At 43.9% G+C, this 26,021-nt stretch carries 26 protein-coding genes; 14 read left to right on the top strand and 12 right to left on the bottom strand.

Annotation, left to right across the window (positions count from 1 at the left end; translation table 11 throughout):
* Window positions 1-7: 7 nt before the first annotated feature.
* Genes BVC89_RS03315 through BVC89_RS30685 form a run of 3 tightly spaced genes read left to right on the top strand, consistent with a single transcriptional unit; the run spans window position 8 to window position 4,530 of the window.
* Complete coding sequence (locus tag BVC89_RS03315; RefSeq protein ID WP_086929839.1) at window positions 8-1,246, top strand: efflux RND transporter periplasmic adaptor subunit; 1,239 nt, start codon at window positions 8-10, stop codon at window positions 1,244-1,246.
* Window positions 1,247-1,251: 5 nt separating this feature from the next.
* Window positions 1,252-4,401, top strand: a complete 3,150-nt coding sequence (locus BVC89_RS03310; protein ID WP_086929838.1) for an efflux RND transporter permease subunit — start codon at window positions 1,252-1,254, stop codon at window positions 4,399-4,401.
* Between the two features lie 18 nt (window positions 4,402-4,419).
* The gene (locus BVC89_RS30685) at window positions 4,420-4,530 is read left to right on the top strand and encodes an AraC family transcriptional regulator (protein ID WP_158657763.1); all 111 of its coding nucleotides are present in this window, start codon (window positions 4,420-4,422) and stop codon (window positions 4,528-4,530) included.
* Window positions 4,531-4,575: 45 nt separating this feature from the next.
* Here the strand turns inward: BVC89_RS30685 and BVC89_RS03305 are convergent, their stop codons facing one another.
* Window positions 4,576-4,902 (bottom strand): thioredoxin family protein, encoded by a 327-nt coding sequence (locus tag BVC89_RS03305; protein WP_086929837.1) that lies wholly within the window; start codon window positions 4,900-4,902, stop codon window positions 4,576-4,578.
* Between the two features lie 15 nt (window positions 4,903-4,917).
* Window positions 4,918-5,505, bottom strand: a complete 588-nt coding sequence (locus BVC89_RS03300; protein WP_086929836.1) for a carboxymuconolactone decarboxylase family protein — start codon at window positions 5,503-5,505, stop codon at window positions 4,918-4,920.
* Window positions 5,506-5,642: 137 nt separating this feature from the next.
* Between BVC89_RS03300 and BVC89_RS03295 the strand changes: the two genes are divergently transcribed.
* Window positions 5,643-6,407 (top strand): helix-turn-helix transcriptional regulator, encoded by a 765-nt coding sequence (locus BVC89_RS03295; protein ID WP_103654230.1) that lies wholly within the window; start codon window positions 5,643-5,645, stop codon window positions 6,405-6,407.
* Between the two features lie 25 nt (window positions 6,408-6,432).
* Here the strand turns inward: BVC89_RS03295 and BVC89_RS03290 are convergent, their stop codons facing one another.
* The 4 genes from BVC89_RS03290 to BVC89_RS03275 form a co-directional block, all read right to left on the bottom strand.
* A complete protein-coding gene (locus BVC89_RS03290; RefSeq protein WP_086929835.1) occupies window positions 6,433-7,605 on the bottom strand; it encodes a GGDEF domain-containing response regulator in 1,173 nt (390 codons plus the stop codon).
* Between the two features lie 330 nt (window positions 7,606-7,935).
* Window positions 7,936-8,448 (bottom strand): protein-export chaperone SecB, encoded by a 513-nt coding sequence (gene secB / locus BVC89_RS03285; protein WP_086929834.1) that lies wholly within the window; start codon window positions 8,446-8,448, stop codon window positions 7,936-7,938.
* Window positions 8,449-8,519: 71 nt separating this feature from the next.
* The gene (gene grxC, locus BVC89_RS03280; RefSeq protein ID WP_086929833.1) at window positions 8,520-8,777 is read right to left on the bottom strand and encodes a glutaredoxin 3; all 258 of its coding nucleotides are present in this window, start codon (window positions 8,775-8,777) and stop codon (window positions 8,520-8,522) included.
* 13 nt (window positions 8,778-8,790) lie between these two features.
* Window positions 8,791-9,192, bottom strand: coding sequence for a rhodanese-like domain-containing protein (locus BVC89_RS03275; protein ID WP_086934491.1), 402 nt, complete (start codon window positions 9,190-9,192; stop codon window positions 8,791-8,793).
* A gap of 368 nt (window positions 9,193-9,560) precedes the next feature.
* Here BVC89_RS03275 and BVC89_RS03270 point away from each other — a divergent pair, with 368 nt between their 5' ends.
* Window positions 9,561-12,161 carry an EAL domain-containing protein gene (locus BVC89_RS03270; protein WP_086929832.1) on the top strand — a complete coding sequence of 867 codons (2,601 nt, stop codon included), beginning with the start codon at window positions 9,561-9,563 and terminating at the stop codon, window positions 12,159-12,161.
* A 67-nt stretch (window positions 12,162-12,228) separates the two neighbouring features.
* On the opposite strand, the gene BVC89_RS30680 is transcribed toward BVC89_RS03270, so the two are convergent.
* Window positions 12,229-12,294: a hypothetical protein gene (locus tag BVC89_RS30680; protein ID WP_425428385.1), complete on the bottom strand. Its 66-nt coding sequence runs from the start codon at window positions 12,292-12,294 to the stop codon at window positions 12,229-12,231.
* Window positions 12,295-12,379: 85 nt separating this feature from the next.
* On the opposite strand from BVC89_RS30680, the gene gpmI reads away from it, so the two are divergent.
* The 5 genes from gpmI (at window position 12,380) to BVC89_RS03245 (ending at window position 18,221) form a co-directional block, all read left to right on the top strand.
* A complete protein-coding gene (gpmI, locus tag BVC89_RS03265) occupies window positions 12,380-13,927 on the top strand; it encodes a 2,3-bisphosphoglycerate-independent phosphoglycerate mutase (RefSeq protein ID WP_086929831.1) in 1,548 nt (515 codons plus the stop codon).
* A 220-nt stretch (window positions 13,928-14,147) separates the two neighbouring features.
* Entirely contained in the window at window positions 14,148-15,317 is a 1,170-nt protein-coding gene (locus BVC89_RS03260; RefSeq protein ID WP_086929830.1) for a murein hydrolase activator EnvC family protein, read from the top strand.
* A 222-nt stretch (window positions 15,318-15,539) separates the two neighbouring features.
* Window positions 15,540-16,865, top strand: coding sequence for a S41 family peptidase (locus BVC89_RS03255; protein WP_425428384.1), 1,326 nt, complete (start codon window positions 15,540-15,542; stop codon window positions 16,863-16,865).
* Window positions 16,862-17,638: a divergent polysaccharide deacetylase family protein gene (locus tag BVC89_RS03250; protein ID WP_086929828.1), complete on the top strand. Its 777-nt coding sequence runs from the start codon at window positions 16,862-16,864 to the stop codon at window positions 17,636-17,638. The genes BVC89_RS03255 and BVC89_RS03250 overlap by 4 nt, the downstream gene beginning before the upstream one ends.
* A gap of 358 nt (window positions 17,639-17,996) precedes the next feature.
* Window positions 17,997-18,221, top strand: coding sequence for a DUF6316 family protein (locus tag BVC89_RS03245; protein ID WP_086929827.1), 225 nt, complete (start codon window positions 17,997-17,999; stop codon window positions 18,219-18,221).
* 156 nt (window positions 18,222-18,377) lie between these two features.
* On the opposite strand, the gene hisF is transcribed toward BVC89_RS03245, so the two are convergent.
* The 4 genes from hisF to hisB form a co-directional block, all read right to left on the bottom strand.
* On the bottom strand, window positions 18,378-19,151 hold the full coding sequence (gene hisF, locus BVC89_RS03240; RefSeq protein ID WP_086929826.1) for an imidazole glycerol phosphate synthase subunit HisF: 774 nt from the start codon (window positions 19,149-19,151) through the stop codon (window positions 18,378-18,380).
* A 44-nt stretch (window positions 19,152-19,195) separates the two neighbouring features.
* Window positions 19,196-19,933: a 1-(5-phosphoribosyl)-5-[(5-phosphoribosylamino)methylideneamino]imidazole-4-carboxamide isomerase gene (gene hisA, locus BVC89_RS03235; protein WP_086929825.1), complete on the bottom strand. Its 738-nt coding sequence runs from the start codon at window positions 19,931-19,933 to the stop codon at window positions 19,196-19,198.
* 169 nt (window positions 19,934-20,102) lie between these two features.
* A complete protein-coding gene (hisH, locus tag BVC89_RS03230) occupies window positions 20,103-20,783 on the bottom strand; it encodes an imidazole glycerol phosphate synthase subunit HisH (RefSeq protein ID WP_086929824.1) in 681 nt (226 codons plus the stop codon).
* A gap of 42 nt (window positions 20,784-20,825) precedes the next feature.
* The gene (gene hisB / locus BVC89_RS03225) at window positions 20,826-21,422 is read right to left on the bottom strand and encodes an imidazoleglycerol-phosphate dehydratase HisB (RefSeq protein WP_086929823.1); all 597 of its coding nucleotides are present in this window, start codon (window positions 21,420-21,422) and stop codon (window positions 20,826-20,828) included.
* A gap of 253 nt (window positions 21,423-21,675) precedes the next feature.
* On the opposite strand from hisB, the gene BVC89_RS03220 reads away from it, so the two are divergent.
* The 4 genes from BVC89_RS03220 (at window position 21,676) to BVC89_RS03205 (ending at window position 25,393) form a co-directional block, all read left to right on the top strand.
* The gene (locus BVC89_RS03220; protein ID WP_216825083.1) at window positions 21,676-22,161 is read left to right on the top strand and encodes a thioredoxin family protein; all 486 of its coding nucleotides are present in this window, start codon (window positions 21,676-21,678) and stop codon (window positions 22,159-22,161) included.
* A 157-nt stretch (window positions 22,162-22,318) separates the two neighbouring features.
* The gene (locus BVC89_RS03215) at window positions 22,319-23,629 is read left to right on the top strand and encodes a glycosyltransferase family 4 protein (protein WP_086929822.1); all 1,311 of its coding nucleotides are present in this window, start codon (window positions 22,319-22,321) and stop codon (window positions 23,627-23,629) included.
* Window positions 23,616-24,329: a class I SAM-dependent methyltransferase gene (locus BVC89_RS03210; protein ID WP_086929821.1), complete on the top strand. Its 714-nt coding sequence runs from the start codon at window positions 23,616-23,618 to the stop codon at window positions 24,327-24,329. The genes BVC89_RS03215 and BVC89_RS03210 overlap by 14 nt, the downstream gene beginning before the upstream one ends.
* Window positions 24,329-25,393, top strand: coding sequence for a prenyltransferase/squalene oxidase repeat-containing protein (locus BVC89_RS03205; RefSeq protein WP_086929820.1), 1,065 nt, complete (start codon window positions 24,329-24,331; stop codon window positions 25,391-25,393). Before BVC89_RS03210 ends, BVC89_RS03205 begins: the two co-directional genes overlap by 1 nt.
* On the opposite strand, the gene BVC89_RS03200 is transcribed toward BVC89_RS03205, so the two are convergent.
* Window positions 25,367-25,987, bottom strand: coding sequence for a class I SAM-dependent methyltransferase (locus tag BVC89_RS03200; protein WP_086929819.1), 621 nt, complete (start codon window positions 25,985-25,987; stop codon window positions 25,367-25,369). The genes BVC89_RS03205 and BVC89_RS03200 overlap by 27 nt on opposite strands.
* Window positions 25,988-26,021 lie beyond the last annotated feature (34 nt).

Here is a 26,021-nt window from a genome sequence, read left to right as displayed (position 1 = left end):
GAATGCAGTGATAGGCCAGGATTTAAAACGCGATACATTTTTGCAACGACATTCATACGCGATTAAAAGTGCCGGCGGGGTATTAGGTATCGTTATCGCTGTTGTAACAGTGATAACAATAATGTCTGCTATGAAACCTAAACCCACACCAAAAGAAGAAGAAAAGGCAATTATACCCAAGGTAAAAACTATTACCGTATCTCCTGAGACAATGAATATTTCCGTTTCTAGTCAGGGTTCGGTAACACCAGTGCGCCAGATTAATCTCGTCTCTGAAGTTAGCGGTCGTGTCGTGAGCGTTGCCGACGCTTATGCACCAGGAGGTTTTTTTACCAAGGATCAAGCTATTGTCACTATCGATAGCCGGGATTATGAGTTTGCCTTGCATCAAGCCGAATCAGACCTGGCCAAAGCAAAAGAGTTGCATGCAATGGAAAAGGGACGGGCTAGACAAGCTAGAGGGGAATGGCGCGATGTAGGCAACAAAGAGGCTAACGATCTGTTCTTACGCAAACCTCAATTAGCCTCGGCTAAGGCTGCTGTAGATGCCGCCGAGGCCAATCGTGATCGTGCTCGTCTAAACATCGCGCGCACTCGAATTAGCGCGCCGTTTAACGGCAGAATTAATACTAAGGGCGTCGACGTTGGCCAGTATGTCGCTCAAGGTACAGTCATTGCCGAAGTCTACAGCACTGAGGCTGTGCAGGTGCGCTTGCCTTTAACAGACAAACAAGTCGCCAAAGTCAACCTCCCTCTAACAGCGAGCAATTCCGAGCAGACGCAACCGGAGGTTATTTTAACTACCGTATATGGCGGTAAAAAGTATTCTTGGCAAGGCAAGATTGTAAGAACTGAAGGCAGCTTCGATGTTAGAAGCCGTACAATTTTCGCAGTTGCCGAGGTACGCAATCCTTTCGAGCATAATCCCAACGAGTTTAAGCCCCCTTTGTCAGTGGGGATGTATGTATCGGCAGAAATTATTGGCCATCAATTAGAGAATGTTGTCACACTGCCGCGAAAAGTTTTGCACAAGAAAAATCAGGTAATAGTGGTTGGCTCGGATAACCGTATTTCTTTCAAAACAGTAGATTTACTGCAAAGTGAAGGAGATAACGTACTTGTCGGTGGGTTAGAAAATGGTGAAAAAGTAATGTCTACTCGTGTGCCATATGCCGTTGCCGACCTAGAAGTCGAACCTGCTAACGACGATGCTGAAGAAGCTATTGCTAAGGCGAACGAGGGCTAATCAAGATGAAAGGAACACTAGGCTGGTTTGTTAATAACCCCGTCGCATCAAACCTTATCATGATATTAATCCTGGTGGGTGGTTGCGCCAGTATGTTCTCCTTGAATAAGGAGTTGTTCCCAATGGTAGAGAGGGACGTTATTGAAATATCAGTCCCCTACCCTGGCGCGGGGCCAAGAGAAGTTGAAGAACAGATCGTTGTCCGCATAGAAGAAGCAATTCAGGATTTAGAAGGTATCAAACGCCTTAAGTCAGAAGCGGGTTTTGGTTTTGGCATGGTTGAAGCCGAAATTGAGACCGACTACGAAATCCAAAAACTCTATAACGATATCAAAACCCGTGTCGATGCTATCTCTACCTTCCCTAGAGATGCCGAGCGTCCTCAAATTAATCGCCAAATCCCCCGCAACCGCTTACTTCGTGTTGCTATTTCTGGAGATGTGGACGAAAGGATCTTAAAAGACTTTGGTCAAACGGTGCGCGATGAGTTGGTAGAGCTTAATAATGTGGATATTGCGACTTTAAATGCCGTGCGCAAAGATGAGGTTTCAATTGAAGTATCAGAGTTCGATCTACGACGTTACAACCTTACTTTTGATGATGTTGTCAGCGCTATTAGAGAATCCTCTCTTAATCTTCCAGCCGGAGTGATTCGCTCACAGCTTGGCGACTTTCAGGTTCAAACTCGTGGTCAGGCATATAACCAAGCAGATTTCGAAAGTATTCCATTGGTGACCAATCCTGACGGCACCAAAATTTTAATCGGCGATGTGGCAACCGTGATCGACGGCTTCGCCGATACTAACGTCTATACACGTTTTGATGGAGAAAAGTCTGTCTTTATCGATATTTTTGGCGCTGCAGACCCAGATGTCATCAAGACTTCCGATGCTGTTAATAATTATGTTGATGAGCTGCAAGCCAATTTACCACCGGGCATAGCCGTTGCCGTATGGTCCGATTTGTCATTTATGTTCGAAGGTAGAATGAACCTGCTGGCCAATAACGCATTCGGCGGCCTACTATTGGTATTTTTCGTATTGATGCTTTTCTTACGTCCAGCATTAGCCATGTGGGTAGCACTAGGTATTGGTACCGCTTATATGGGAGCAATATGGATGCTACCTATGGTTGGCGTCAGTATTAACATGTTATCCATGTTCGCCTTCTTACTGATTCTTGGCATTATCGTAGATGATGCCATTATTGTGGGGGAAAGTATTTATGCGCAGCAGCAAAACGGCATACTAGGGAAAGACTCGGCTTTAAAAGGCTCGCAAAGTGTTTATAAACCTGTTCTTTTTGCCGTTATATCGACTATTGTTGTATTTATACCGATGCTCTTTCTACCTGGGGATGCCTCAAAGTTTTTGTGGTCTATTCCTGCAGTAGTGGTATGTGCTTTGACCTTCTCTCTGATTGAGTCGTTTTGGATTCTGCCTTCGCATTTATCTACCATGAAGCCTGAAAAAACGCCGAAGTGGTTTGTTGCACGTAAGTTTGAGCAGTTGCGCAAACACTTTGCCGACGGCATGGAACACTTTGCTATTAATATTTACCGCCCTTTTATTAGTAAATCTCTAAAATGGTACGCTGTAACACTCGCCGGTTTTTTCATGGCGTTTGTATTCTCAATATCTTTGGTCAGCACGGGTTACGTTAAACAGCAGTTCCAAGCTAACCCTCAAATGGATTGGATTGTGGCAGAGATCACTTTTGCTGAAGGCTATGCCCGAGATGAATTACTTTCAACGGTCCAGGTTGTCGAAGACTCAGTACCACAATTGAAAAAAGATCAACAGTTAGCTGAGCGTGGCTATGGAGATAATTTCATCCTCCATAACCTTACATGGGTTTGGCAAAATCGTGTGTGGATCGTGCTTGAGCTAGCTCACGAGAGCGAACTGAATTTAGATTCAGGCTTTATCGCAGAAAGATGGCGCACTTATATTGGCGATTTGCCAGATGTGGAGAAATTTAAATTAGATTTTACCGCTAACGATAATGGCAGCGATATCACTTTCGATTTGTTTGCTTACGATATTGACACATTAGACAAAGCCTCACAGGAAATCGTCGATATCCTAAAAACTTATCCAGGTGTTGAAAACGCGAGGGACTCACTGCAAACCGCACGAGACGACTTGGATATCAGTCTTAAGCCAAGTGCAAGAACACTAGGAGTCACTCTTGGCTCCGTGGCAAGGCAAGTTCGTCAGGGCTATTTTGGTGAAGAAGTACAACGTATCCCCAGGGTCAATGAAGATGTACGAGTCATGGTTCGCTATCCTTCTGACGAACGCTCAAGGATAGAACGAATTGAAGATATTCGTGTCCGTACCTCTGACCGCCACGAAGTACCTTTTGAGGTTGTGGCCAGTGTAGAATTTGTACCCGGCTACACGACTATTGAAAGAACCGATCGTCGTCGCAGTATACGAGTCACCGCGGATACTGTGGAAGGAGAAGCGAACGCCAATGAAATTCTCCAAGAAATTCTTACTAAGCATAAAAAGAGTTTGGAGCAAAAATATCCTGGACTCAAAATTGGCTTAGGTGGCTCCAGTGTTGATGAGCAGGAATTCATGGCGGCTCTCATTAAAGCCTTCGGACTTTCTTTGCTTATTATTTACATGCTAATGGCCATTGAGTTTAAATCATATTTGAAACCCTTTGGCGTTCTATCTGCCGTGCCTTTCGGTATCATGGGGGCTATTTTCGGCCATTGGATAATGGGCTTCCCTATTGATATCGCTTCATTCTTTGGCATTCTGGCGGCGGCTGGGGTAGTGGTAAATGATAACTTAGTATTTATCGATCGTATCAATCAATTACGAGGCCAAGGAGTTGAAGTAGTGGATGCTCTTGTAAGGGCAGGTGTTGATCGCTTCCGCCCCATCATCCTTACTAGCCTCACAACATTTATCGGACTTGTGCCGATAATGCTAGATGGAAGTATGCAGGCTCGCTTCCTAATACCTATGGTTGTGTCTCTAGCTTTTGGTATCCTGTTTGCTACCACTGTGACGTTAGTATTTGTGCCAGCCCTCTACTTGGCAGGCGCACGAATGAAAACAGGAATTTCCAAACTCATACATGGAAAGTCAGCAAGTCACATAACGAATCCAGTTGAAATGGAAATTAACGCGGATTAACTTTTTGGTGGTTTAGCTATGCATAAGCTAAACCACCAAGAATTCCTTCTTGCCGATCGCTTAGGTTATGAAGATCAGCTCTACCTCTCAAGGGTGTTTAAAGCTTACACTGGTTGTAGCCAAGTGTAGTATCGCAAGAGACATCTAAATAACGATCTAAACTCATAATTTAGGCTAACGGTCGAGGTGCTCGTTTAGCCAATTTTCGATCTGGGATTTTATCATTGCGCCGGATCGGCGCGCCACTTCCTCACCATTTTGAAAAATCATTAATGTCGGCGTAGCCTTGATGTTTAGCTTGTCAGCCGTTTGCTCGAACTCTTCCATATTCGCCATGGCCAGCGAGAAGCGTGTAGGATCGGCTTGAACGATAGTGTTTAATGCAGACCCCACCATCTTGCATGGACCACACCATGGCGCCCATACATCAACCAACAAAGGTTGGTCAGCACTCTTGAGTAAGCCATCAAAACTTTCGTCTGTTACGTCAATTTTGCTCATATCATTCACCCTCGCTTAGACGTGCTTACCTTCCTGCCAACCGTCAACAGCTCTTTTGGTAACAGTTTTAGGATGCTCTTCAAGCTGTGTTGCCATAGTGTCATTCCATCGATTCAGATAGCCAAACAAGGCTATGCTGGCGACGATTTCAACTATTTGGCCATCATCAAAGTGTTTGCTCAGCTCACTAAAATCCTCGACACTTGCCTCGTTTGGCAAGGTACCGGCCTTAATGGCCAGAGCGATAGCCGCCCGCTCTCCAGGAGAAAATAAATCGCTGCTTTCAAACTCCCAGATAGCAGCAATTTTTGCATCAGAGGCCTGGTATATGCTGGATAAATTAGCCATATGGGACTGACAATAGCGGCAACCTGAAGCCATGCTCGAAGCCAGACTAACTAACATTTTCAGCTCTTCACTTACGCTACCCTCATAGAGCACTGCTTGGTTAAGTGACATAAAGGCTTTGACGATATTGGGACGGCGAGCCATAGTACGGATACTGTTAGGAACAAATCCACGCGTATTTTTATAATGGGAAAAGCGTTCTAGGATCTGCTGATCGCCGATTTCTTCGTTTTCCAAAGGTCTCAAGTGAGGCATAACTCAATCTCCGCAAATAGTGTTGCCTGATACTATAGAAGGAGATGTAAATCAGGTCTGTCCCTTTAAATGAGTACAAAAACTGATGGCAATCCTTACTAATCACAGTTTTCTTTGCATTTGACAGGAGTACGTTGGTGAAAGGCATATCTGACATCGGCTTAGGTCGCGTGATTGAAACATTGGGCAATGCAATGTTTAGCAACGAGTTTTTGTTGTTTTTGAATAGCATCGTGGCGGTAGAACATTTTTCACTGGTTCAACTGGATAGCAATGAAGCCAGGTTTATTACCTCTGCTAATGGCAGTGGTATTAGCATTTCCAAACTATTACAAAAGCTCTACCTCACCCGCTACTTCAAAATGGATCCGAATATTAAATTGCACACTAGCGCAGAAAAAAATCATCAAGTACTAGTACGCAGATTGCAGCCAGGAGATATCAAAGATGCCAATTATCAACGTTTCTTTGGCTCGGATATTCATATCGTAGACCGTATTTCATTGCTCAAGCATGGCGACAAAGGACTTTACTGTTTAAACCTATACCGTTTTACAGAATCCTTTTTAAAAGCAGATATCGAAGCTTTAACAGAGGCTTCAGATATTCTAATGAGTTGCGTCGTAAAACACTCCCGACTAGCAGGAGGACTATCTGACTTCCTGACACGCGAAGCTCAACTTGATGATCTGGAGCAGAGAATTCGAGCCCTTAGCAGTAAGATTACGCAGAGAGAAATGGCTGTATGTGCCCGCATTTTATTAGGGCTATCAGGCAGTGGGATTGCCCTGGACTTAGGCATTAAAGAAACGAGTGTGCAAACCTATCGTAAACGCGCCTATGCTAAATTAAACATCTCCAGCCAAAATGAGCTGTTTGGTTTATGCCTAAAAAACGAATAACCAGAGGAGAGCGGCAAAAATGCCGCTATTTGCTGAAGCTTTTACCAGAGTTAAAGTCCACAATATTACCGCCAAGCTTCTGACGAGCAGTGAGGATCTTAGCGACTTGTTGATCAGACAACAGCTTAAAGAATGGCCCTAGGCGCTCTATGGCATTGTCAACCTGGGGAGCAATGGCCAATTGATTACCTGCCTCAATTTGGTCGAGCAAATGATCAATAGATAATGACTTCTTGGCTTCATCATCCAGCTGCTTGCGATAATCTTCCAAACTAAGTTGATAAATTTGGCTTGCCCCTACTTCTGAAGCACGTTGCAAGGCTTCATTAGCCATGCCAATAAGCGTACCTGCATCTATGTCATCCACAAGAACCGAGCTAACACCAGTGGATACTGTGATTTTGATGCGTTTACCATCCAACTTGGCCTTTAATGACTCTATGGTATGGCAAATACGATTTGCCATATCCACGGCACTTTCAGCATAGGACATGGGCATCGATACGATATAGCGCGCAATACCTACGCGGGAAATACTGTCTTCTTTACGAAAAGCATCTTCCAGGACTTTTGCCACCCGCTTAACCACTTTCTCAGTACCCTCTCTGCCAATACGAACAAATAGGTCTTTATAGTTATCCACCTCTAAAGAGATAAGGGTAAGGTTAGACTCATGACGAGCAGCAAAGGAAATTTCCTTCTCTAGCTGCATTTTCAAGCCTCTTCCGTTGAGTAAGCCGGTGAGGTTATCAATGGTCGCATTCTGCTTCAAAGAGCGATTTTGTTCGTGCAGCTTGGCGTAGGAACGAGCACGGGCTTTAATATCAGTACCATTAAAAGGCTTAGTGACAAAGTCAGTGGCTCCCAATGAGAACGCTTTTTGTTTAGCCGACTCAGGATTACCGGCGCCAGTAGCAACAATAATAGGCAATTCGCGCAGATTTTCATCGGTATGAGAGCGCACCGCTTCAAGCAATTCAAAGCCGTCCATTTCTGGCATTGCCAGATCGGTAAACACTACATCGATATCTGGGTCGCGCTCCAAGATAGCCAAGCCATCTGCCCCATCGACACCTAAAACTACATCAAAGTCTTCATCAAACATGCGAGTTGCTGCGACTCTTACTACTCGCGAGTCGTCAATCACTAAGACTTTTATTTTGTTTGATTCTCCAGCATACATTGTATCTAACGCCATATTCCGCCATGTTTATAGGGAGTTAGCTGCAATATATGGTATTGAAGAGAGCACCAATGAAGAGTGAAACAAAGGCAATACCCGAGTAACCGCAGCTAAACGATTGGACCTCTGTCGACAGGCCCTAACTGAGAAGTTTACATCTTAGTTGACTAAACACTAGCAAATATACGCGCCAATAGGGCGCGGTTTAACACAAAAGGTAGCCATAAGCCGATAAAAGGTGGAGAGCCGCCCTAAAATATCTATAAAAGGCCAAAAATTAGCTTTTTATAGATATTTCGGACTAAATAAAGAGGATATAGAAGCTCTAGCGCCTGCTACACGTGCCTAGTGAACACCGTCGGTATCCGCAGGAGCACCTTCAGCTTCGGCCTTGGCTTTAGCTTCCATCATGGCTTTGGCAAACACTGCATCAAAATTAATAGGGGGTAACATAAGAGGAGGGAAACCACCACGTGTCGCCATATTATCGATAGCTTCGCGAGCATAAGGAAACAAAATAGAGGGACATGTTGATGACAAGGTATGCTGCAGTTGTGCTTCATCTAAGCCTGCAACTTGAAACAGGCCTGCCTGATGAACTTCCGCTAAAAACGCGACATTATCTTCTTGTTTAACGGTTATTGTTAAATGCAAAACAACTTCAAAATGATTTTCTGCCACCTTACTTACGAGTGTATGCAAATCTTGCGATACCGCTGGCTTAGCCTGGCTGCGGGCCGTGATAGCCATCGGTGATTCAAACGACATATCTTTGATATAAATTCGTTGTAAAGCAAATTGCCCTTTCACAGGCTCCGCGGCTTGTTCTTCTGGTTTAGCTTGAGTTTCTTCAGTCATACAATATCTGCCTAAGCAAGGTGGTTTTAAGTATTGCCGTTAAGTGGGGGTAAATAGACCAGATTTCAACGCTAATCAGATGCCAATATTTGATCTAACTGGCCGGAGGCCTCCAGTTGCATAAGCTCCATACAACCACCGATGTGCTGCTCGTTTATCCAGATTTGAGGCACAGTTCTCTGTCCACTCATACGCATTACTTCACTGCGCAACTCGATGTTGTTATCTACAGGGATTTCCTCAAAAGCAAGGTTTTTCTTGCTGAGCAGCGCTTTCGCACGCACGCAGTAGCCGCAGTACTGTGTAGTATAAATACGAATAGAATTCATTAGGGTATATTCCTTAGCTCTTTATCACTGGCAGATTCTGGGCTTGCCATTCCGACATACCACCTTGCAAACGGTTGACATTAAATCCGTTCTCTTTCAATAAACGGCCTGAAGCGCCTGCGTGCTGCCCCATTTTATCGACAACAATAATGGTTTTCTCTTTGTGCTTGTTCAATTCGCCCAGGCGATCCCCCAGTTTCAAATGGGGAATATTAAGCGCATTCACGATATGCCCAGTTTTAAACTCTTTTGTCTCTCGCACATCTACAACCACAGCATTGCCCTGATTAACCAATGTGGTCAACTGGTGGAAGCTGAGCGAATCGCCACCGCGCTTACCCTCAACAACAATTAATCCGCTTACTAAAACAGCAAGGATTGTAACTAACAACCATTGCTCGGACATAAATACAATGAAATCCACGTAACAAAAACCTTCTGCAAATAAAAGAGGCAGGAGTATACACGAATGAGCTTTTTTTGGTCATAAGAGCCACTCTAAATAGACGCAAATTTGCAGGATGTTGGGTTCTCTAACTAAACTGAATTATCAGGGTCTGCTCAGTGTGGTTTTTACACCCATACGGAGTGGACATAGGGTTTCGCAGAAAGTCGCTCGAAAATGGCAATATATGTATACATAAATCAAAGGGAATTTACTAGAAGATCGTCCAAACTAGAACATGACGCAAGGTGGTGGTGTTCTTGAGGCTCAATTTTGGCAAATCCATTGGTATTCGATTTCTGCGGACAGTTTTCGGCTGCTACCTAGTGGTGACAGTCATGGTGACATCATGGCAACTTTATGTGGAATACAACTCTATCGAAAAAGAGCTTATGGTAAAGCTCGAGGGTGTCGCAAATTCTTTTAAAGATGGCATTGGTAAAGCATTATGGAATATCGACAACGACTCAATAGCCTTTATTTTAGCGGGAATCAAAAAGATAGAGATCATATCGGGCGCGAAGGTCACCAACCTACAAAATGACCTACAAGGCGCAGTAGGTGTTTATGTTAACAATGACGGAGAATACTTAAATAGTAATACTAATGCAGTCGATTCCAACCTCGAAGTCTCCCAGGACAAAGTTATTGTGCGGCCAGAATCAGCTAATAACTACTACGAATATACCTTGGCAATTTTCTTTGAAGAATCTACAGGAGCACCAGAATTAATAGGATTTATGAGCCTATATTCCAACCAGGCTGCTGTATTTCAGCGATTTAAGAAAAGCTTCGTTATTATTATATCAATTGCTCTGATTAAAACATTCGCTCTCTGGCTTATATTCCTATACTTTGCCAATAATGTGGTAGCAAAGCCATTAACTGATCTGGCCAATGCAACCGAAGCACTCAGCAAAAGTGATAAACTTCACCGCCAGCCTTACAATATATCGCAACTAAAACTGCTCGCTGATCCTGATAAAAACGATGAAATTTCGACCTTAGCTAAAAGCTTCCTGGGAATGCAAAATTCTATCCTGGAGAAAATCGACAACTTGTATTGTATTAACGAGATGGCGATAAAGCTGTCTCAATCGACTACAACAAAACAAGTCTTTGAATATGTAGAGCGCTACCTCAAAACACTCTTTGGTTGTCAGTTTGCCATTGTCGCAGACAAAAATAATAAAGTATTTTGGAGCTCGTTACCCAAGAGTGAATTACCAGCATTTGCCATAAAACATTCTGCTGACAATGACGATTTACCCGATACTAAGACACATGACCGCAATATCACGTATCAACACCCGTCGGTTGCAGATCAGATTCACTCACTTGTTAAGGAAGAAGTTGCAACACTAGTGCTGCCAATTTTGGCGGCCGGCTTTGAAGGTAAACAAATACGTTTCTTTGGCCCTCTAAATATCGATCGGTTAACCGGTGATTTGCAGTTAACCAAGGAAACTAAAAGTGTCTTGCAAGTCGTCTCGGTCATGATCAGCAACACACTTACCAACTTAAATCAGCGCGAAGTGATCGAGCAACAAAACGAACTGTTAGAAGAGCGGGTAGATGAGCGTACCCGCGAGCTGGCCGATGTTAATGCAGAGCTCAAACATTTAGCAGTGCATGACCCATTGACTCAACTTCCCAATCGAACGCTTTTTAACGACCGGCTTGAACAACTCATCCAATTATCAGAGCGAGAAAGCCGATGTTTTGCAGTCGCCAGTATCGACCTCACTAAATTCAAACTTATTAACGACAACTACGGTCACGACGCAGGAGATCTTGTTCTTGTAGAAATCAGTAAACGCTTTGCTGAGGGGCTCAGAGGTACCGATACCTTAGCTCGCATGGGAGGCGATGAATTTGCAGCACTTTTATCTGATACAGACAAACATAGGGCCATCGATACCATCATGCAGCAATTGATCAGCCGTCTGGATAAACCTATTGTTTTGCAAGATGGTAGTCAAATCATGCCTAACGCCAATATCGGTATTGCCTTATACCCTGATCATGCGGTGACAAGTGAACAGCTTTTCAAATTTGCAGATATAGCAATGTACAACGCGAAGCGAAGCGATAAGGGATATAGCATTTTTTGTCCGGATAAAAATTTACAAGAGCAAGAATTCGCAGAACTGATCAATGAATTAGAATTGGCTATTACCAAGCAAGAACTAGTACTGCACTACCAACCCATAGTCGATGTGAAGACCAAAATTTTGAATGGGTTTGAGGCCTTAATCCGATGGGTTCATCCGGTACGAGGAAAAATACCACCCAATATGTTTATTCCCCATGCAGAAAAGAGTCGACATATTGGACCGCTAACACACTGGGTACTGAGCGAAGCCTGCAGACAAAGTGTCAAATTTGAAGCAGAGGGTTTTTCTCTGCCAATTTCAGTGAATCTTTCCCCTCGCGTATTCACAAGTCCCGAACTACCCGATCAACTTTCGGCATTACTGCAACAGCATAAGCTGCCTCCTTCTCGGATAAAACTAGAAATTACCGAAAATGCAGCTATGACTAATCCTAATCAAGCGATGGAGATTATTTCAAAATTCAGTGCCATGGGCTGTCCGATATCCATAGATGACTTCGGCACTGGTCATTCATCTCTTGCCTATCTCACTAGATTGCCACTGAATGAGCTTAAGATCGACAGAAGTTTTTTGGTCTCAGACTCCAATAGCAACCGAGTGGTAGTGGAGACAATCATTGAGCTTGCACATGCGCTAGATTTAAAGGTAGTGGCCGAAGGTATAGAAACCGAAGATACCTATGAATTACTCAAACAAAGAGGCTGTGACTATGCTCAGGGATACTACTTCGGACGACCAATCGATGCACAAAGAGCCATGAAATTACTAAAAAGTACTGGCGATAATAACTCCCTCTTACTCCCACCAACCAATCAGACCTGACCCTTACTAAAATGTTGTGTAATGCTGATAAGCATAAATTTATCGCGTCCACATTGCTGCAAAGCAACTAAAACGCGTAAAATAAGGCTTGGCAGCTAATTAAACATATATATTGTATGATTAATATTTTAATATAGCCCGAGTCTATTTGCCCTTTTCAAGTAGTTACTACGCAAAGTAAATACACACTGTATTAAAACTAACTGGATCTCTCTGTTATGACTGATGTAAAAAGACCTGTAGCACTCATCATTATCGACGGCTTTGGTTACTCCGAAAACAACAAGCACAATGCAATTGCCGGCGCCAAAGCCCCTACGTGGCAAAACATATGGGAAAATGCACCAGTTACCACTATTGGCACCTCAGGGGCTCATGTGGGTTTGCCAGATGGACAGATGGGCAATTCGGAAGTGGGGCATATGACCTTGGGGGCCGGACGAGTGGTCTACCAAAATTTTACTCGTATCAATAAGTCTATAGCTGATGGTGACTTTTTTGAAAACTCGGCTTATTGCAAAGCCGTAGATGCTGCCATAGAAAAAGATAAGGCCGTACATATCATGGGGCTGCTATCACCGGGTGGTGTGCACAGCCACGAAGATCATATTATTGCGATGATGGAATTGGCAGTAAAACGCGGCGCCAAAAAAGTGTATTTGCACGCATTTCTAGATGGTCGCGACTGCCCGCCTCGCAGTGCCAAAGCCCCATTGCAAAGAGCTGAAGAGGCTTTCGCTAGCTTAGGCAGCGGTCAGATTGCCAGCATCTGCGGTCGTTTCTTCGCTCTTGACCGCGATAACAGATGGGAAAGGGTTCAAGCCTGCTACGAACTCCTAACCGAAGCAAAAGCCGAATATAGCTCTGCTTCCGTGTTGGAAGCGTTAGAGGCAGCTTATGAAAGAGATGAAAACGATGAATTTGTAAGCCCAACCGCTATTGCTGATCCTCAAGGGAAAGGTATTACCATGGAAGACGGCGACTCTGTAATTTTTATGAACTTCCGTCCCGATAGAGCTAGGCAAATTACCAATACTTTCGTCGACGACAATTTTGATGGCTTCGTTCGAGCAAAGCGACCCGCTCTTAGCGATTTTGTTATGACCACTGAATACTCAGCAGATATTGATACCAGCTGTGCCTATCCTCCTATCGATATCGTCAATTCTTTTGGTGAAGTGCTTGCCAACAATAAACGCCAGCAACTACGCATCGCTGAAACAGAGAAATATGCCCACGTCACCTTCTTTTTCAGCGGCGGCCAAGAAACAGAATATGAGGGTGAAGAACGTATTCTCGTTCCTTCTCCAAAAGTAGAAACCTATGACCTCAAACCAGAAATGAGCGCATATGAAGTGACGGATAAATTGGTTGCAGCAATAGAGTCTGAAAAATATGATGCCATTATTTGTAACTACGCCAATTGCGACCAAGTGGGTCATACCGGCAACTACGAAGCTGCAGTCAAAGCCGTTGAAACCGTAGACGAATGTCTCGCAAAAGTATTTGCGGCGTTGAAAAAGGTAGGGGGCGAAGCGCTAGTGACAGCGGATCACGGCAATGTTGAAGAAATGTTCGATGAGGCATCTGGACAAGTGCACACCCAGCACACCACCTTGCCTGTGCCCCTAGCTTACGTTGGCGACAAAAACATAAGTCTGAGCGAAGGCGGCAGTCTGGCAGATATTGCTCCGACCATGCTTGATATGATGCAAGTCGAACAACCAGCAGATATGACAGGCAGAAGCCTTCTGATCGAGAAATAAGCAGAAAACACTCTAACGAAAACAGAGAAGCTTGTTCACACTAGCAATACGTAGTGCATCACAATGTTGTTTATTGTGAACAAGCCCTAATAAGCTCAAGATACTTGCTGTAATACCAGCATCGGCATTTTTTTTTTGCTCTTGTCACGCTATTATCAGTATAAGCGCCCGTAAATTAAAAGCCCTGTAATCTCCGATACTTTGGGAGTATTTGCATAACATGCGACAGATCAACACCTTCTATAAGCTAAGATCAAAATTAGCTATCGTGGTTGCGTGTTTAGTCATTATTTTTGCTAACTCAAGCATCGCCAATGACTCTGAGAAAGAAAAACAGTTAGAACAACTAAAACAAACGATTCTCAAGCTTAAAAAAGAGCTCAATGCCACTAAAAGTAGTCGAGATGAAGTTAGCAAATCTCTAGAAAATACAGAAAAAAACATCAACGATCTCAGTAAAAAAGCCAAGTCGATTGAAAAAAAATTGCAAGATCGACGTGAAAAACTAGATAACCTCCGCGATGAACGAAGCCAGTTAAACCAAGAAAAAGGCCAGCAAGAAGGTATTGTTGGAGACTATGTTAATGCAGCCTATCGTTTGGGGGATCGCGGCAACTTGCGCCTGCTGCTCAACCAAGAAGATCCGACAAAAGTATCTCGTAACTTAAAATACTATGACTACTTGATGACAGCTCGGACGGAAAAAATTGCACGCTATATAAAAACCATCGAGCGTATCAACAAAATCGAACCAGAAATTAGCCGTCAGACACAACTTATCGAATCGGACTTATCTTTACTGGAAAAACAAAAGCAGGCTCTTGAAATAGCCCAATCTCAACGTAAGCAAATGCTCGCCAAACTGAATTCGCGAATCAGCAATCAGGGGCAACAGCTGAATAATTTGCTGGAGGATAGACGCCAACTGGAAAAACTGTTGTCTAAGGTGATTGAAAATATTGCAGATATCAAACAGCGCAAAGGCTCAGAAGTTTTTTCCAGCCTCAAAGGCAAACTGCCATGGCCTACCAAGGGTAAGGTTTTACGGCGCTTTGGCTCAAACCGCATCGCCAATAAAATGCGCTGGGAAGGTCTACTCATATCATCAAAAGAAGGTGATCCCGTGCGTTCAGTGCACTACGGTAGAGTAGTATTTTCTGATTATTTACGCGGCCATGGTTTACTGATTATTGTCGACCACGGCGCAGGTTTTATGAGCCTTTACGCTCATAATAGAGCTCTGTTTAAAGAGTTGGGTGAGTGGGTTGAAGGCGGCGATGTCATTGCATCAGTCGGCAACAGCGGTGGACAAAAAGATACAGCTCTTTACTTTGAACTACGCTATAAAGGAAAACCAACAAACCCACAACGCTGGTTGAGAAGAGCTTAGTCTAGCGGATTAAGCTCAGTAGTATGCATTGCATGACATGAATTACATGAGCATGAGCATGAACATGAAATAGAAGCTAGAAATCTTTTCATGGCAAATAAAATAAGAAACTTTTTAACAAAATCCTCATCACAACTAAATATATACTGTTAGGAGATTTACTTGGTGAACGTCGTAGCTCGTTGGTGCAAAATAACTTCTTTTGTAGGGCTCCCCCTTGTTGTGGGGCTGTTCGTCTCAGGGGTAAGTCCCGCTGGTTTTGCACAAGATAGCAAGCAAGAAACTGAAAATGGATCAAAACCCTTAAGCGTTTTACCACTAGAAGACCTTCGCGTCTTTACCAAAGCTTACGACCAAATTCGCAATGCCTACGTTAAAGAAATTGATGACCGCACATTATTAGAACATGCCATTCGTGGCATGTTAGATGAACTCGACCCTCATTCTACCTACTTAGATGCTTCATCATTTGAGGATTTACAAGTCAATACCACGGGTGAATTCGGTGGCCTGGGAATCGAGGTCGGTATCGAAGATGGCTTCGTTAAAGTCATCGCGCCAATCGACGATACTCCTGCGGCCAGAGGTGGCGTTGAAGCGGGTGACTTAATCATAAAATTAGATGGTGTTTCGGTGAAAGGGCTGGCTTTGGATAAAGCTGTCGAGAAGATGCGGGGCCCCAAAGGTAGTGACGTTACTATTACCATTGTGCGTGAAGGTGTCGATAAACCGATAGATCTCACTCTTACGAGAGATACTGTAAAAGTTAGAAGTGTCCGCTCAGAGATAAAAACTGAACAGATCGGTTACATCCGTATCGCTCAGTTCCAATTGCACACTGGCGATGATGTAGCCAAAGAATTCGCCAAGCTCATGTCAAAAGAACCCGATCTTGGCGGCATTATTCTAGACCTTAGGAATAATCCTGGTGGTGTATTACAGGCATCTGTCGACGTGGTCGATCATTTCTTAGAAGAAGGGCTTATAGTCTACACAGAAGGTAGGCTGCCGGACTCCAACTCACGCTACGAGGCTTCGCCGGGAGATATATCAAAAGGGATGCCCATTGTTGTATTGATCAATGATGGTTCTGCTTCTGCATCGGAAATTGTGGCAGGTGCGCTACAAGATCATGGCCGCGCGCTGATACTCGGCACACGCAGCTTCGGTAAAGGCTCAGTACAATCTATTATTCAGGTAACTAATGATCGTGCTTTAAAGCTTACTACCGCACTATACTTCACACCCAATGGGCGCTCCATTCAGGCAGAGGGCATAGAACCGGACATTCAGGTCGAACGTGTGCGAGTAACCGCAGTAAAGCCAAGATCAAGTATCTCTGAGGCGGGCTTAAGTGGGCATTTGGAAAATGCGTCTAAAAATGAGAAAAATACCAAGAAAAAAAGCAAGTCGTCGAGCAACACAGATTTGCAGAATACCGACAGCCAGCTTTACGAAGCGATAACAATGCTGCGCGGTTTGAATTTACTTAAGCAAAAAGAAAAAAAAGAGATACCCAATAATAAGGTAGCCAGCAAGCAAAAATGATTAATTACGCAAAAATGACTCGGGCATTTTTGAGTTTATTGTTATTTATATCATGCACCACAACAGCCGAAGACCTTGTAGAAAGCTATCCCGAGGCAGCTATGCGCGCCAAGGTCGCAATTATTATCGATGACCTTGGTTACACGATGGCAGAAGGTCGTAAGCTCGCTGCCATTCCCTTCGATATTACTTTTTCAGTGATTCCATTTACCCCTTACGGTAAAAAGATTGCTCACCTTGCGCACCGCAACCAAAAGGAAATTATGCTTCACGCGCCAATGGAAACCCTTGCCCAAGTGAAATGGGAAAGAGGGTTGGACACGTCAATGAAGGAGTCTGAGTTCATTACCACCATGGAAAAAATGGTGGACGACATCCCCTTTGTCAAAGGACTTAACAACCATGGTGGTAGTAAGCTTACTCAAAATAGACCTCGCATGGATTGGGTAATGGCTTTTCTTTCACGTCGTGCCCTTTACTTCATAGACAGCCGCACTATCGCCAATAGCCAAGCCGGTAAGGCAGCTCAGCATGCGCAAATCGCCAATCGTTCACGAGACATTTTTCTGGATAACGAAAAAGATCCAGAACAGATTCAAGTACAGTTAGAAAAGCTTAGAAAAATTGCCCTAAAACGTGGCGACGCCATCGCCATCGGCCATCCATACCCTGAAACCCTCGAAGCACTGCGCAAAGTACTACCTGAATTCGCAAAGCAAGGCATTGAGTTGGTAAGCGTTTCCAAACTACTTAAAGAAAGTCACAAAACTTAGAAGCATTTCACACAAATATTGCCTTAATGTGAAATAGCCCTAAGAACTTTCTCCAATATAAACGCTCAAATCAATAGCCTATTAAGTATGTTTTGTAATTACTTGTACATAACGGTTGAAATATACGCCAAAAAAGATCACAATTTCGCCCGCTTTATATAGGCATCGGTAAACAAACGGACTATACTTTGTTCACGCATTGTCGTTTTAAGCGTTTTATCGCGACAAACTGATAAATCATACGCTGAAAAACTCATAGAGAGTAAACAGAAGCGACTTTGCCAGAGGTGTTAAAAAGGTGCTACTAATATAGAAGTGCCGAAAAACTAAGGATCGTAATTTAAGAGGGTTTAGAGCCATGAATAGAACCGGCGAACAGGGGCTACAATGTCCAGAAAGATCAAAAAGATTTTTCAAAAAATCAGATTATTGGTACTACAACACACGCGAAGGTGTCGATATCGGACCTTTCGACAGCTTAGGTGAGGCCGAAGCAGGTGTAAGTGATTTTATAGATTTCATTATCCATGCAGAGCCGGGTGTTGTAAAAACTCTGGAAAGATACGGGCGGGCAGCCGCATAATTGTCTTTCGAGCCAAAATATAGCCATGAAAACCGATGCTTAGGGGCGAAACAATCAATTTAGTCGCCCCATAAAGTTGTAAGCTTTTATACCTCGTTAAATAAACAAAAAACTAGCCTATAACGTATTTTCTTACGATTTGTCCTTCTAAAAAGATTAAAGCCTTACCTCTATTCCACGTTCTGCCATGAAGGCCTTGGCTTCTGGAACTGTGTATTCACCAAAATGAAAAATACTCGCAGCTAGCACAGCATCGGCTCCAGCTTTAGCGACACCATCTACCAAATGCTCAAGATTACCCACGCCACCTGAAGCAATAACCGGAATATTAACTGCTTGGGCAATGGCAGAAGTAAGGCCTAGATCAAAGCCATCTTTGGTACCGTCTTTATCCATACTCGTCAGTAAAATCTCACCCGCACCGTAGTCAGCCATTTTTACTGCCCATTCAACAGCATCAATACCTGTAGGTTTGCGACCACCGTGAGTAAATATTTCCCAGCGGGCCTCCTCACCTTCATCGCTAGTTTTCTTGGCGTCGATCGCAACCACAATACACTGAGAACCAAACTTTTGCGCTGCACTGCGGACAAATTCAGGGTTATGTACCGCCGCAGAATTTATTGATACCTTGTCAGCGCCAGCATTGAGCATGTTGCGAATATCTTTAAGCTCGCGAATGCCCCCACCCACAGTTAGAGGGATAAATACCTCAGCGGCAATTTTTTCCACTGTATGAATAGTCGTATCTCGATCTTCGTGGCTGGCAGTAATATCTAGGAAGGTGATTTCATCGGCACCTTGCTCGTTATATTTTTTTGCCACTTCCACCGGGTCACCCGCATCGCGAATATCGACAAACTGTACGCCTTTGACTACACGTCCTTTATCTACATCAAGACAAGGAATAATTCGTTTTGCCAGTGCCATAATAATTTCTCGTTAGCTATTAGTGTTATCTTGCCAAATCACTCTTATGATTTTTTACCATCACAGTAATGTTGCGCTTCAACTATATCGAGAGTGCCTTCGTAAATCGCTCGACCGGTGATTGCACCAAGAATTCCAGCTTCCTCTCGATCTACAAGGGCACGAATATCATCCATATTTGTAATACCACCAGATGCGATAACGGGAATCGGAGATGCTTGCGCCATCTCCACAGTAGCCTCTACATTGACCCCTTGCATCATGCCATCGCGCGCAATATCAGTGTAAATAATCGACTCAACACCATCATCGGCAAATTTCTTAGCAAGCTCAGTTGCCTTCACTTCAGAGACCTCAGCCCAACCATCAGTCGCGACAAAACCATTCTTTGCATCGAGTCCCACAATAATATTGCCGCTGAACGCTTTACATGCTTCGTGCACGAAAGCAGGGTCTTTCACAGCCTTAGTACCGATAATGACATAATTCACTCCGGCATCCAGATAATGCTCGATAGTCTCCAGTGAGCGAATACCTCCTCCTATCTGAACAGTCAATTGAGGATGTGCTTTAGCGATCGCTGTTACCACTTCGCCATTGATGGGTTTACCTTCAAAGGCACCATTTAAATCCACAAGATGTAAGCGCTTCGTCCCTTTCTCCACCCACGTTGCCGCCACAGCAACTGGGTCTGAAGAAAATACCGTAGAATCATCCATCACTCCCTGGCGTAAACGCACGCAGGCTCCATCTTTAAGATCAATAGCAGGAATAATTATCATCAAGGTCTCACTTAAATTAGTATCTATAAAGCCATGCGCATTCTGCGCTTATTTTGGTTGTCGCAAATAAAAATGCGATCTATTTATTTGCAAAGCCGCCCGTACCATTCAGCCCGTTTGCGAGCTGTTGCCCGATAAGTCGCAAACACAGGTATACAGACACGCCTTGTTAGGCTATTTTTCCGTTCCAGTTCACAAAGTTTTTTAATAACTGTAAGCCGTGTGTATGGCTTTTTTCCGGGTGAAACTGAGTAGCAAAGAGATTATCTCTTGCGATCGCAGCGGTAAAAGGAATACCGTAAGTGGTTTGCCCTGCAATAATATTGTTATCACTTACATCAACATAATAACTATGAACAAAGTAGAAACGGCTATTTTGAGGGATGCTAGACCACAAAGGGTGATCGATTTTTTGCTGCACCTGATTCCAGCCCATATGGGGAACTTTCATTCTCTCTGAGGGCCGTTCACATTGCTCATTAATGTTGTTAAATGATGCATTGCTGGAAAAAAAGCGCACATTACCAGGCAATACACCTAAGCAGTCCACACCTTCATTTTCTTCACTCAACTGCATGAGAGACTGCATCCCAACACAAATACCTAGCACAGGCTTGCCGTCGGCCAAGGCTTTAGCAACCGCGCGATCGAACTCAAGCCGTTTGATCTCGGCAATGCAATCACGAATAGCACCAACACCTGGAAAGATCACATGATCTGCATTTTCTATTTCTTCAGCGTTAGCAGTAACGCTTATTTCAATATTGGACGATACAACACCAAGGGCACTGGCAACAGAATGTAAATTCCCCATCCCGTAGTCGACAATGGCTACTTTCTTAGCACTCATATATTGCTCACGAATTTTAAATGTTTCTGGGGCTTACTTTATTTAAAGTGTGCCTTTAGTCGAAGGCATAGCATCACCCAGCCTTGGATCTTTCTCTAAGGCCATACGTAACGCACGACCAAAGGCTTTAAATACGGTTTCAATTTGGTGATGGGCATTTTCGCCACGCAAGCAATCGATATGTAAAGTGACTTGTGCATGATTAACGAAGCCTTGGAAAAACTCCCAAAAGAGCTCGGTATCGAACTGGCCAATACGTTTTTGTGTGAAAGGCACTTTCATCACCAATCCAGGCCTACCAGAAAAGTCGATAACCACCCGCGAAAGAGCTTCATCAAGCGGAACATACGCGTGGCCATAGCGCCGAATACCGCGTTTGTTACCTACGGCCTGTGCCATGGCTTGACCGATAGTGATACCGATATCTTCCACGCTGTGATGGTCGTCAATATGAGTGTCACCCTGGCAACTTACATCCAAATCAATCAGCCCGTGGCGAGCGATTTGATCCATCATGTGTTCTAAGAATGGCACTTGAGTTTCAAATTTAGCTTGGCCTGTTCCATCGAGATTAAGCTCTACGCTAATCTGTGTTTCCAAAGTATCGCGGCTAACACGCGCTGTGCGTTCATCACTCATATTTAGGATTTAACTACTGTGGTTTTAAAAAAGGAACGAATTATACCGGCTTACTCCCCCATAGAGCCAGACAACAAGCACCTTAAGATGGCGTAATTTGACATTTTTGTTAGCATTATTTGCGCACAAGGCCTTTATCTGAATAGCCTCGAATGCATTAGGGTTGGCTGTTGATACGATAGAACTTCATCATCCATGCGCGGTCTACGGGTAACTCATACTATTAATCCTAAATGCCCTTGATGAGATTTTTATGTCCACAGACACCTCACAAGATACACCAACATCGCCTCCTATCTACCGCCGGATGCTGTCGTGGCTGCCCTATCTCTTGATTCCCGTAATAGCTTACTTCGCTCATGTTGAATACAACAGCTACTTAGGTAAGCAAGCCATCGAGGGTACTGGGCTGACAATTCACCCACTTGATAAAGCGCTTATAAAAGCGGACAAAGAAGAAAAGTTAGTACTTGCAGACATGTCGGCAATCTGGTGCCCTACTTGTCGCAGACTAGACAATGAGGTTTTTTCTGACGAATCAGTCAAACAAGTAATTGAAAAAAATTATGTCTTCTCGCGCATTGAATATGAATCGAAGGAAGGCGAAGCTTTTATGAAAAAATACCAAGTAAAAGGCTTTCCAACCCTATTGGTGTTAGATTCACAAGGTAATAAATTAGCCCAACTACCTTTGACATTCTCACCTGCAGAATTTGTATCGCTGATTAATCCATCCTAAATAAGCAAGGAGCTTTCTTTAGGATTAGCTCCTAAATTGACACACTAATTCTAATTGTCAGTCTATCTGGAGCAAGCCTCACTTGCTCTTATCGATAACTTTTGCCAGACTTGCGGCCAACCTCTGGTTCAGAACTTCCGCAAAAATTAGAAAATACATGACTGCAGCAGAACCCAAACCTTCAGGCCCAAGTATCGAAGCTAGCTTGGCAAATGCATTCTCCTCCTCATTAAGTAGACCACTAAAGATTGCTCTTTTAGGTTATCGCAGTCACCCGTTTGTAGGAGGGCAAGGGATTTACATTAAATACCTAAGTCGAGCACTTAGCGCTATGGGACATAGTGTAGATGTGATATCTGGCCCTCCCTACCCTGAACTAGATGAAAATATCAGGCTGATAAAGGTTCCCAGCTTGGATTTATTCGCCCATCCCAACCATGCCCGAGCGCTCAAGGCTAGGCATTTAAAGTCGTTCACCGATACCTTTGAATGGTGGAGTATGCTGACGGGAGGCTTCGCGGAGCCTTATACCTTTGGCAGACGTGTCGAGAAACTATTAAGAAACAGTGACTACGACATTATTCATGATAACCAGAGTCTCTGTTACGGCTTAGTGGCCTTGCAAAAGCGAGGACTTAATGTGGTGAGCACCATTCACCACCCCATTCACAGAGATCGAGCTCTGGCACTAAAAGCTGCCAAGAAGTGGAGTGATCGTCTACTAATAAAACGCTGGCATTCCTTCCTTAATATGCAGGAGGTGGTAGTGAAAAAGCTTCATAATATCATTACCGTATCCAGCACCTCACAAAAGGATATCGCCAAATATTTCGCTAGACCCGAAGCCGATACTCCAGTCATTAGTAATGGTATCGACACGGAAACTTTCAAGCCGTATCCAAGCATAGAAACAAAGCCATATCGCATTATTACTACAGCATCTTCAGATCAACCTTTGAAAGGACTGCAGTTTTTACTGCAAGCAGTTCATAGCTTACAAGAGGGGTTCTCTAATCTTGAGCTGGTGGTAGTCGGTAAACTAAAAGAAGATGGTGATACACAAAAACAACTGGAAGCACTAGATATAAACGGGCGAGTGAAATTTAAATCTAATCTGAGCACCCAGGAACTGGTAGAACTATACGCATCATCACACATCGCGGTCTCCCCTTCTTTATATGAAGGGTTTGGTTTACCGGTTGGAGAAGCTATGGCATGTCAGTTACCTGTCATTGCAACTGATGGCGGCGCACTGCCTGAAGTGGTAGGTAATGCCGGTTACATTGTTAAAGCCGGGGATAGCCAAGCACTGGCAAGACAGCTTAAGTTTTTATTTGATAACCCGGATCAAGCCCAAGCTATGGCAATTAAAGCTCGCCAGCATATTATCAGTAATTTTTCTTGGGCGAAGGTTGCACAGACCCTAACGCAGTATTACGCAGGAATAATGACACGTGCAGACCATTAATTTCGGCCATTTACCATTAAAAAGTGGCGATACCCTGCTCGATCTTGGCTGCGGCGAAGGCCGCCATGCTATTGGGGCAATTTTTCACAAGCCCGATATTTATGTGGCGGCTATCGATTTAAGCTTTAAAGACCTAAGCACAGCTAAGTCTCGTCATCATGATTTTGATCCACATGCGGCTAAACGGTGCTTATATGCCAATGCCAACGGCTTTAGCTTACCTTTCGCAGACAACAGCTTTGACCATGTAGTGTGCTCGGAAGTACTGGAACATATTCACGATTATCAGAAGGCACTCAATGAAATTAATCGCGTCTTAAAACCAGGGGGTACATTAAACATCAGTGTTCCTCGCTACTGGCCAGAAAAAATATGTTGGCTATTAAGTGAAGAATACTACAACGTGGAAGGTGGCCATATTAGGATATTCAATAGCCAAGCCTTAAAAAATGACATTAAAAACCTAAGCTATATTTTTCAAAATCGCCACTGGGCACATGCCTTACACGTTCCCTATTGGTGGCTGCGCTGCGCCTTTTGGTCCAAAGGCGATAATTTTTTCCTGACACGTTGGTACCACAAACTACTGGTATGGGACTTATTAAAACGTCCATTACTAACGCGAATGCTAGACCGAGTACTCAACCCCGTTATGGGCAAAAGTATTGTAATGTACTTCGTGAAACCTGAGACTAAATAATGCTAAATGCCGCTACACCCGCTCGCGAAGACAACATTACTAAATTAATACGCAATACATCGCGCTATATTCTCAGCTGTCAGCAAGAGAACGGCAGTATTCTGTGGTTTACCGATGGCAAACTCGACCCCTGGGATCACACGGAAGCAGCAATGGGGCTGACCATAACAGGGGAATATGAAGCAGCAAAAAAAGCTTTTTTGTGGCTACTTGAGCATCAAAATCAAGACGGTAGCTGGTATGCAAAATATTATGGCCCCAAAAGCGAAGATCAAGACCAACATAAAATTGAAACCAATTTTGTTGCCTACCCAGCCTGCGGCCTATGGCACTACTATTTGGTAACAAAAGATATAGCATTTATTGAGCAATGTTTTTCGTCAATAGAAAAAGCTATAGATTATGTGATTAGCAAACAAAAGCCCGAAGGGGATATTCAATGGGCTGAGTCAACCGTGGAAGAGCTACCACAGGATGCCCTGGTCACCGCTTGTGCCTCCATACTTAGAAGCTTAGAGTGCGCACTTAGACTTGCCAACTTACTATCTCTGAAAAAAGAGCCTTGGCAATTAGCCTATCAAAAGCTTGCCGATGTGCTTAAAAATAAGCCTTGGCGTTTTGATCGCACATGGGAACCCAAAACACGTTTTTCCATGGATTGGTTCTATCCAATATTGGCAGGCATATACAGCAAAGAAGAAGCAGAATTACGCATTGATGCCCGCTGGCATGACTTTGTTCACCCTACACTAGGCTGCCGTTGTGTCAGCGACGAGCCATGGGTGACAATTGCCGAATCTTGTGAACTCACCTTAGCATTAATTGCTAGCGGACGTGTACAGCAGGCGCAATCCTTATTTAATTCTCTTTTACAATGGCAAGATCAAGACGGCGGTTTTTGGACCGGCTATTCATTTAGAGACAAAGTCATTTGGCCACTAGAAAAAACCAGTTGGACCGCAGCGGCCATTCTACTCGCTGCCGACGCATTAAATACTATTACCCCGGCAGCACAATTATTCACCTCACCCAGCCATTTACTTTTTACGCAAGAAACCGAGTGAGCGTACCTGATCTATCCTTTCAAAACCGCAGTTGTTAAGCACATGCTGAAAAGCCAAGAAAGGACCTTGTCCACCCTCTTCTGGTTTTTCAAATAAATCATGTACCGCAAGTATTCCCCCCGGCGCCAATTTAGCCGACCAGTGAACACAATCATCCATCGACATCTGGGGGCTGTGGCCTCCATCCACAAACACCATACCCAGAGGTGTAGCCCAATGCTTGACGGTAACCATAGATGAGGCCACCACAGGCACAACGGTGTTATCTAGGCCGGCCAAGCGCACCGTACTTCTAAATTCAGGAAAGCTATCCATACATTGCTGCTGATCATCGTAAAGTGAAGCGTCATGATACTCCTCACCAAGTTGATGCTCTTCAGAGCCTCGATGATGATCAACGGCATAGAGCGTATTATCACTATCCTTGCATGCTTGTCCAAGATACACAGTGGATTTACCGCAATAGCTACCAATCTCCAGGCAGGGGCCAATGTCGGCAACCGTTTGCGCATAGCGAAACAACGCCTCACCCTCATCTTCCGCTAAAAAGCCTTTAATTGTATTTTCAGAAATAAACTTTGATAATACCGACAAAACAGAACTCCACCGAATTAAACCCTAGGGTTGG

The organism is Agarilytica rhodophyticola (genome assembly GCF_002157225.2).
GTDB classification, from domain to species: domain Bacteria; phylum Pseudomonadota; class Gammaproteobacteria; order Pseudomonadales; family Cellvibrionaceae; genus Agarilytica; species Agarilytica rhodophyticola.
Note: the sequence above shows the minus strand (reverse complement) of the source record. Positions and strands in the feature narration are given on the sequence as shown.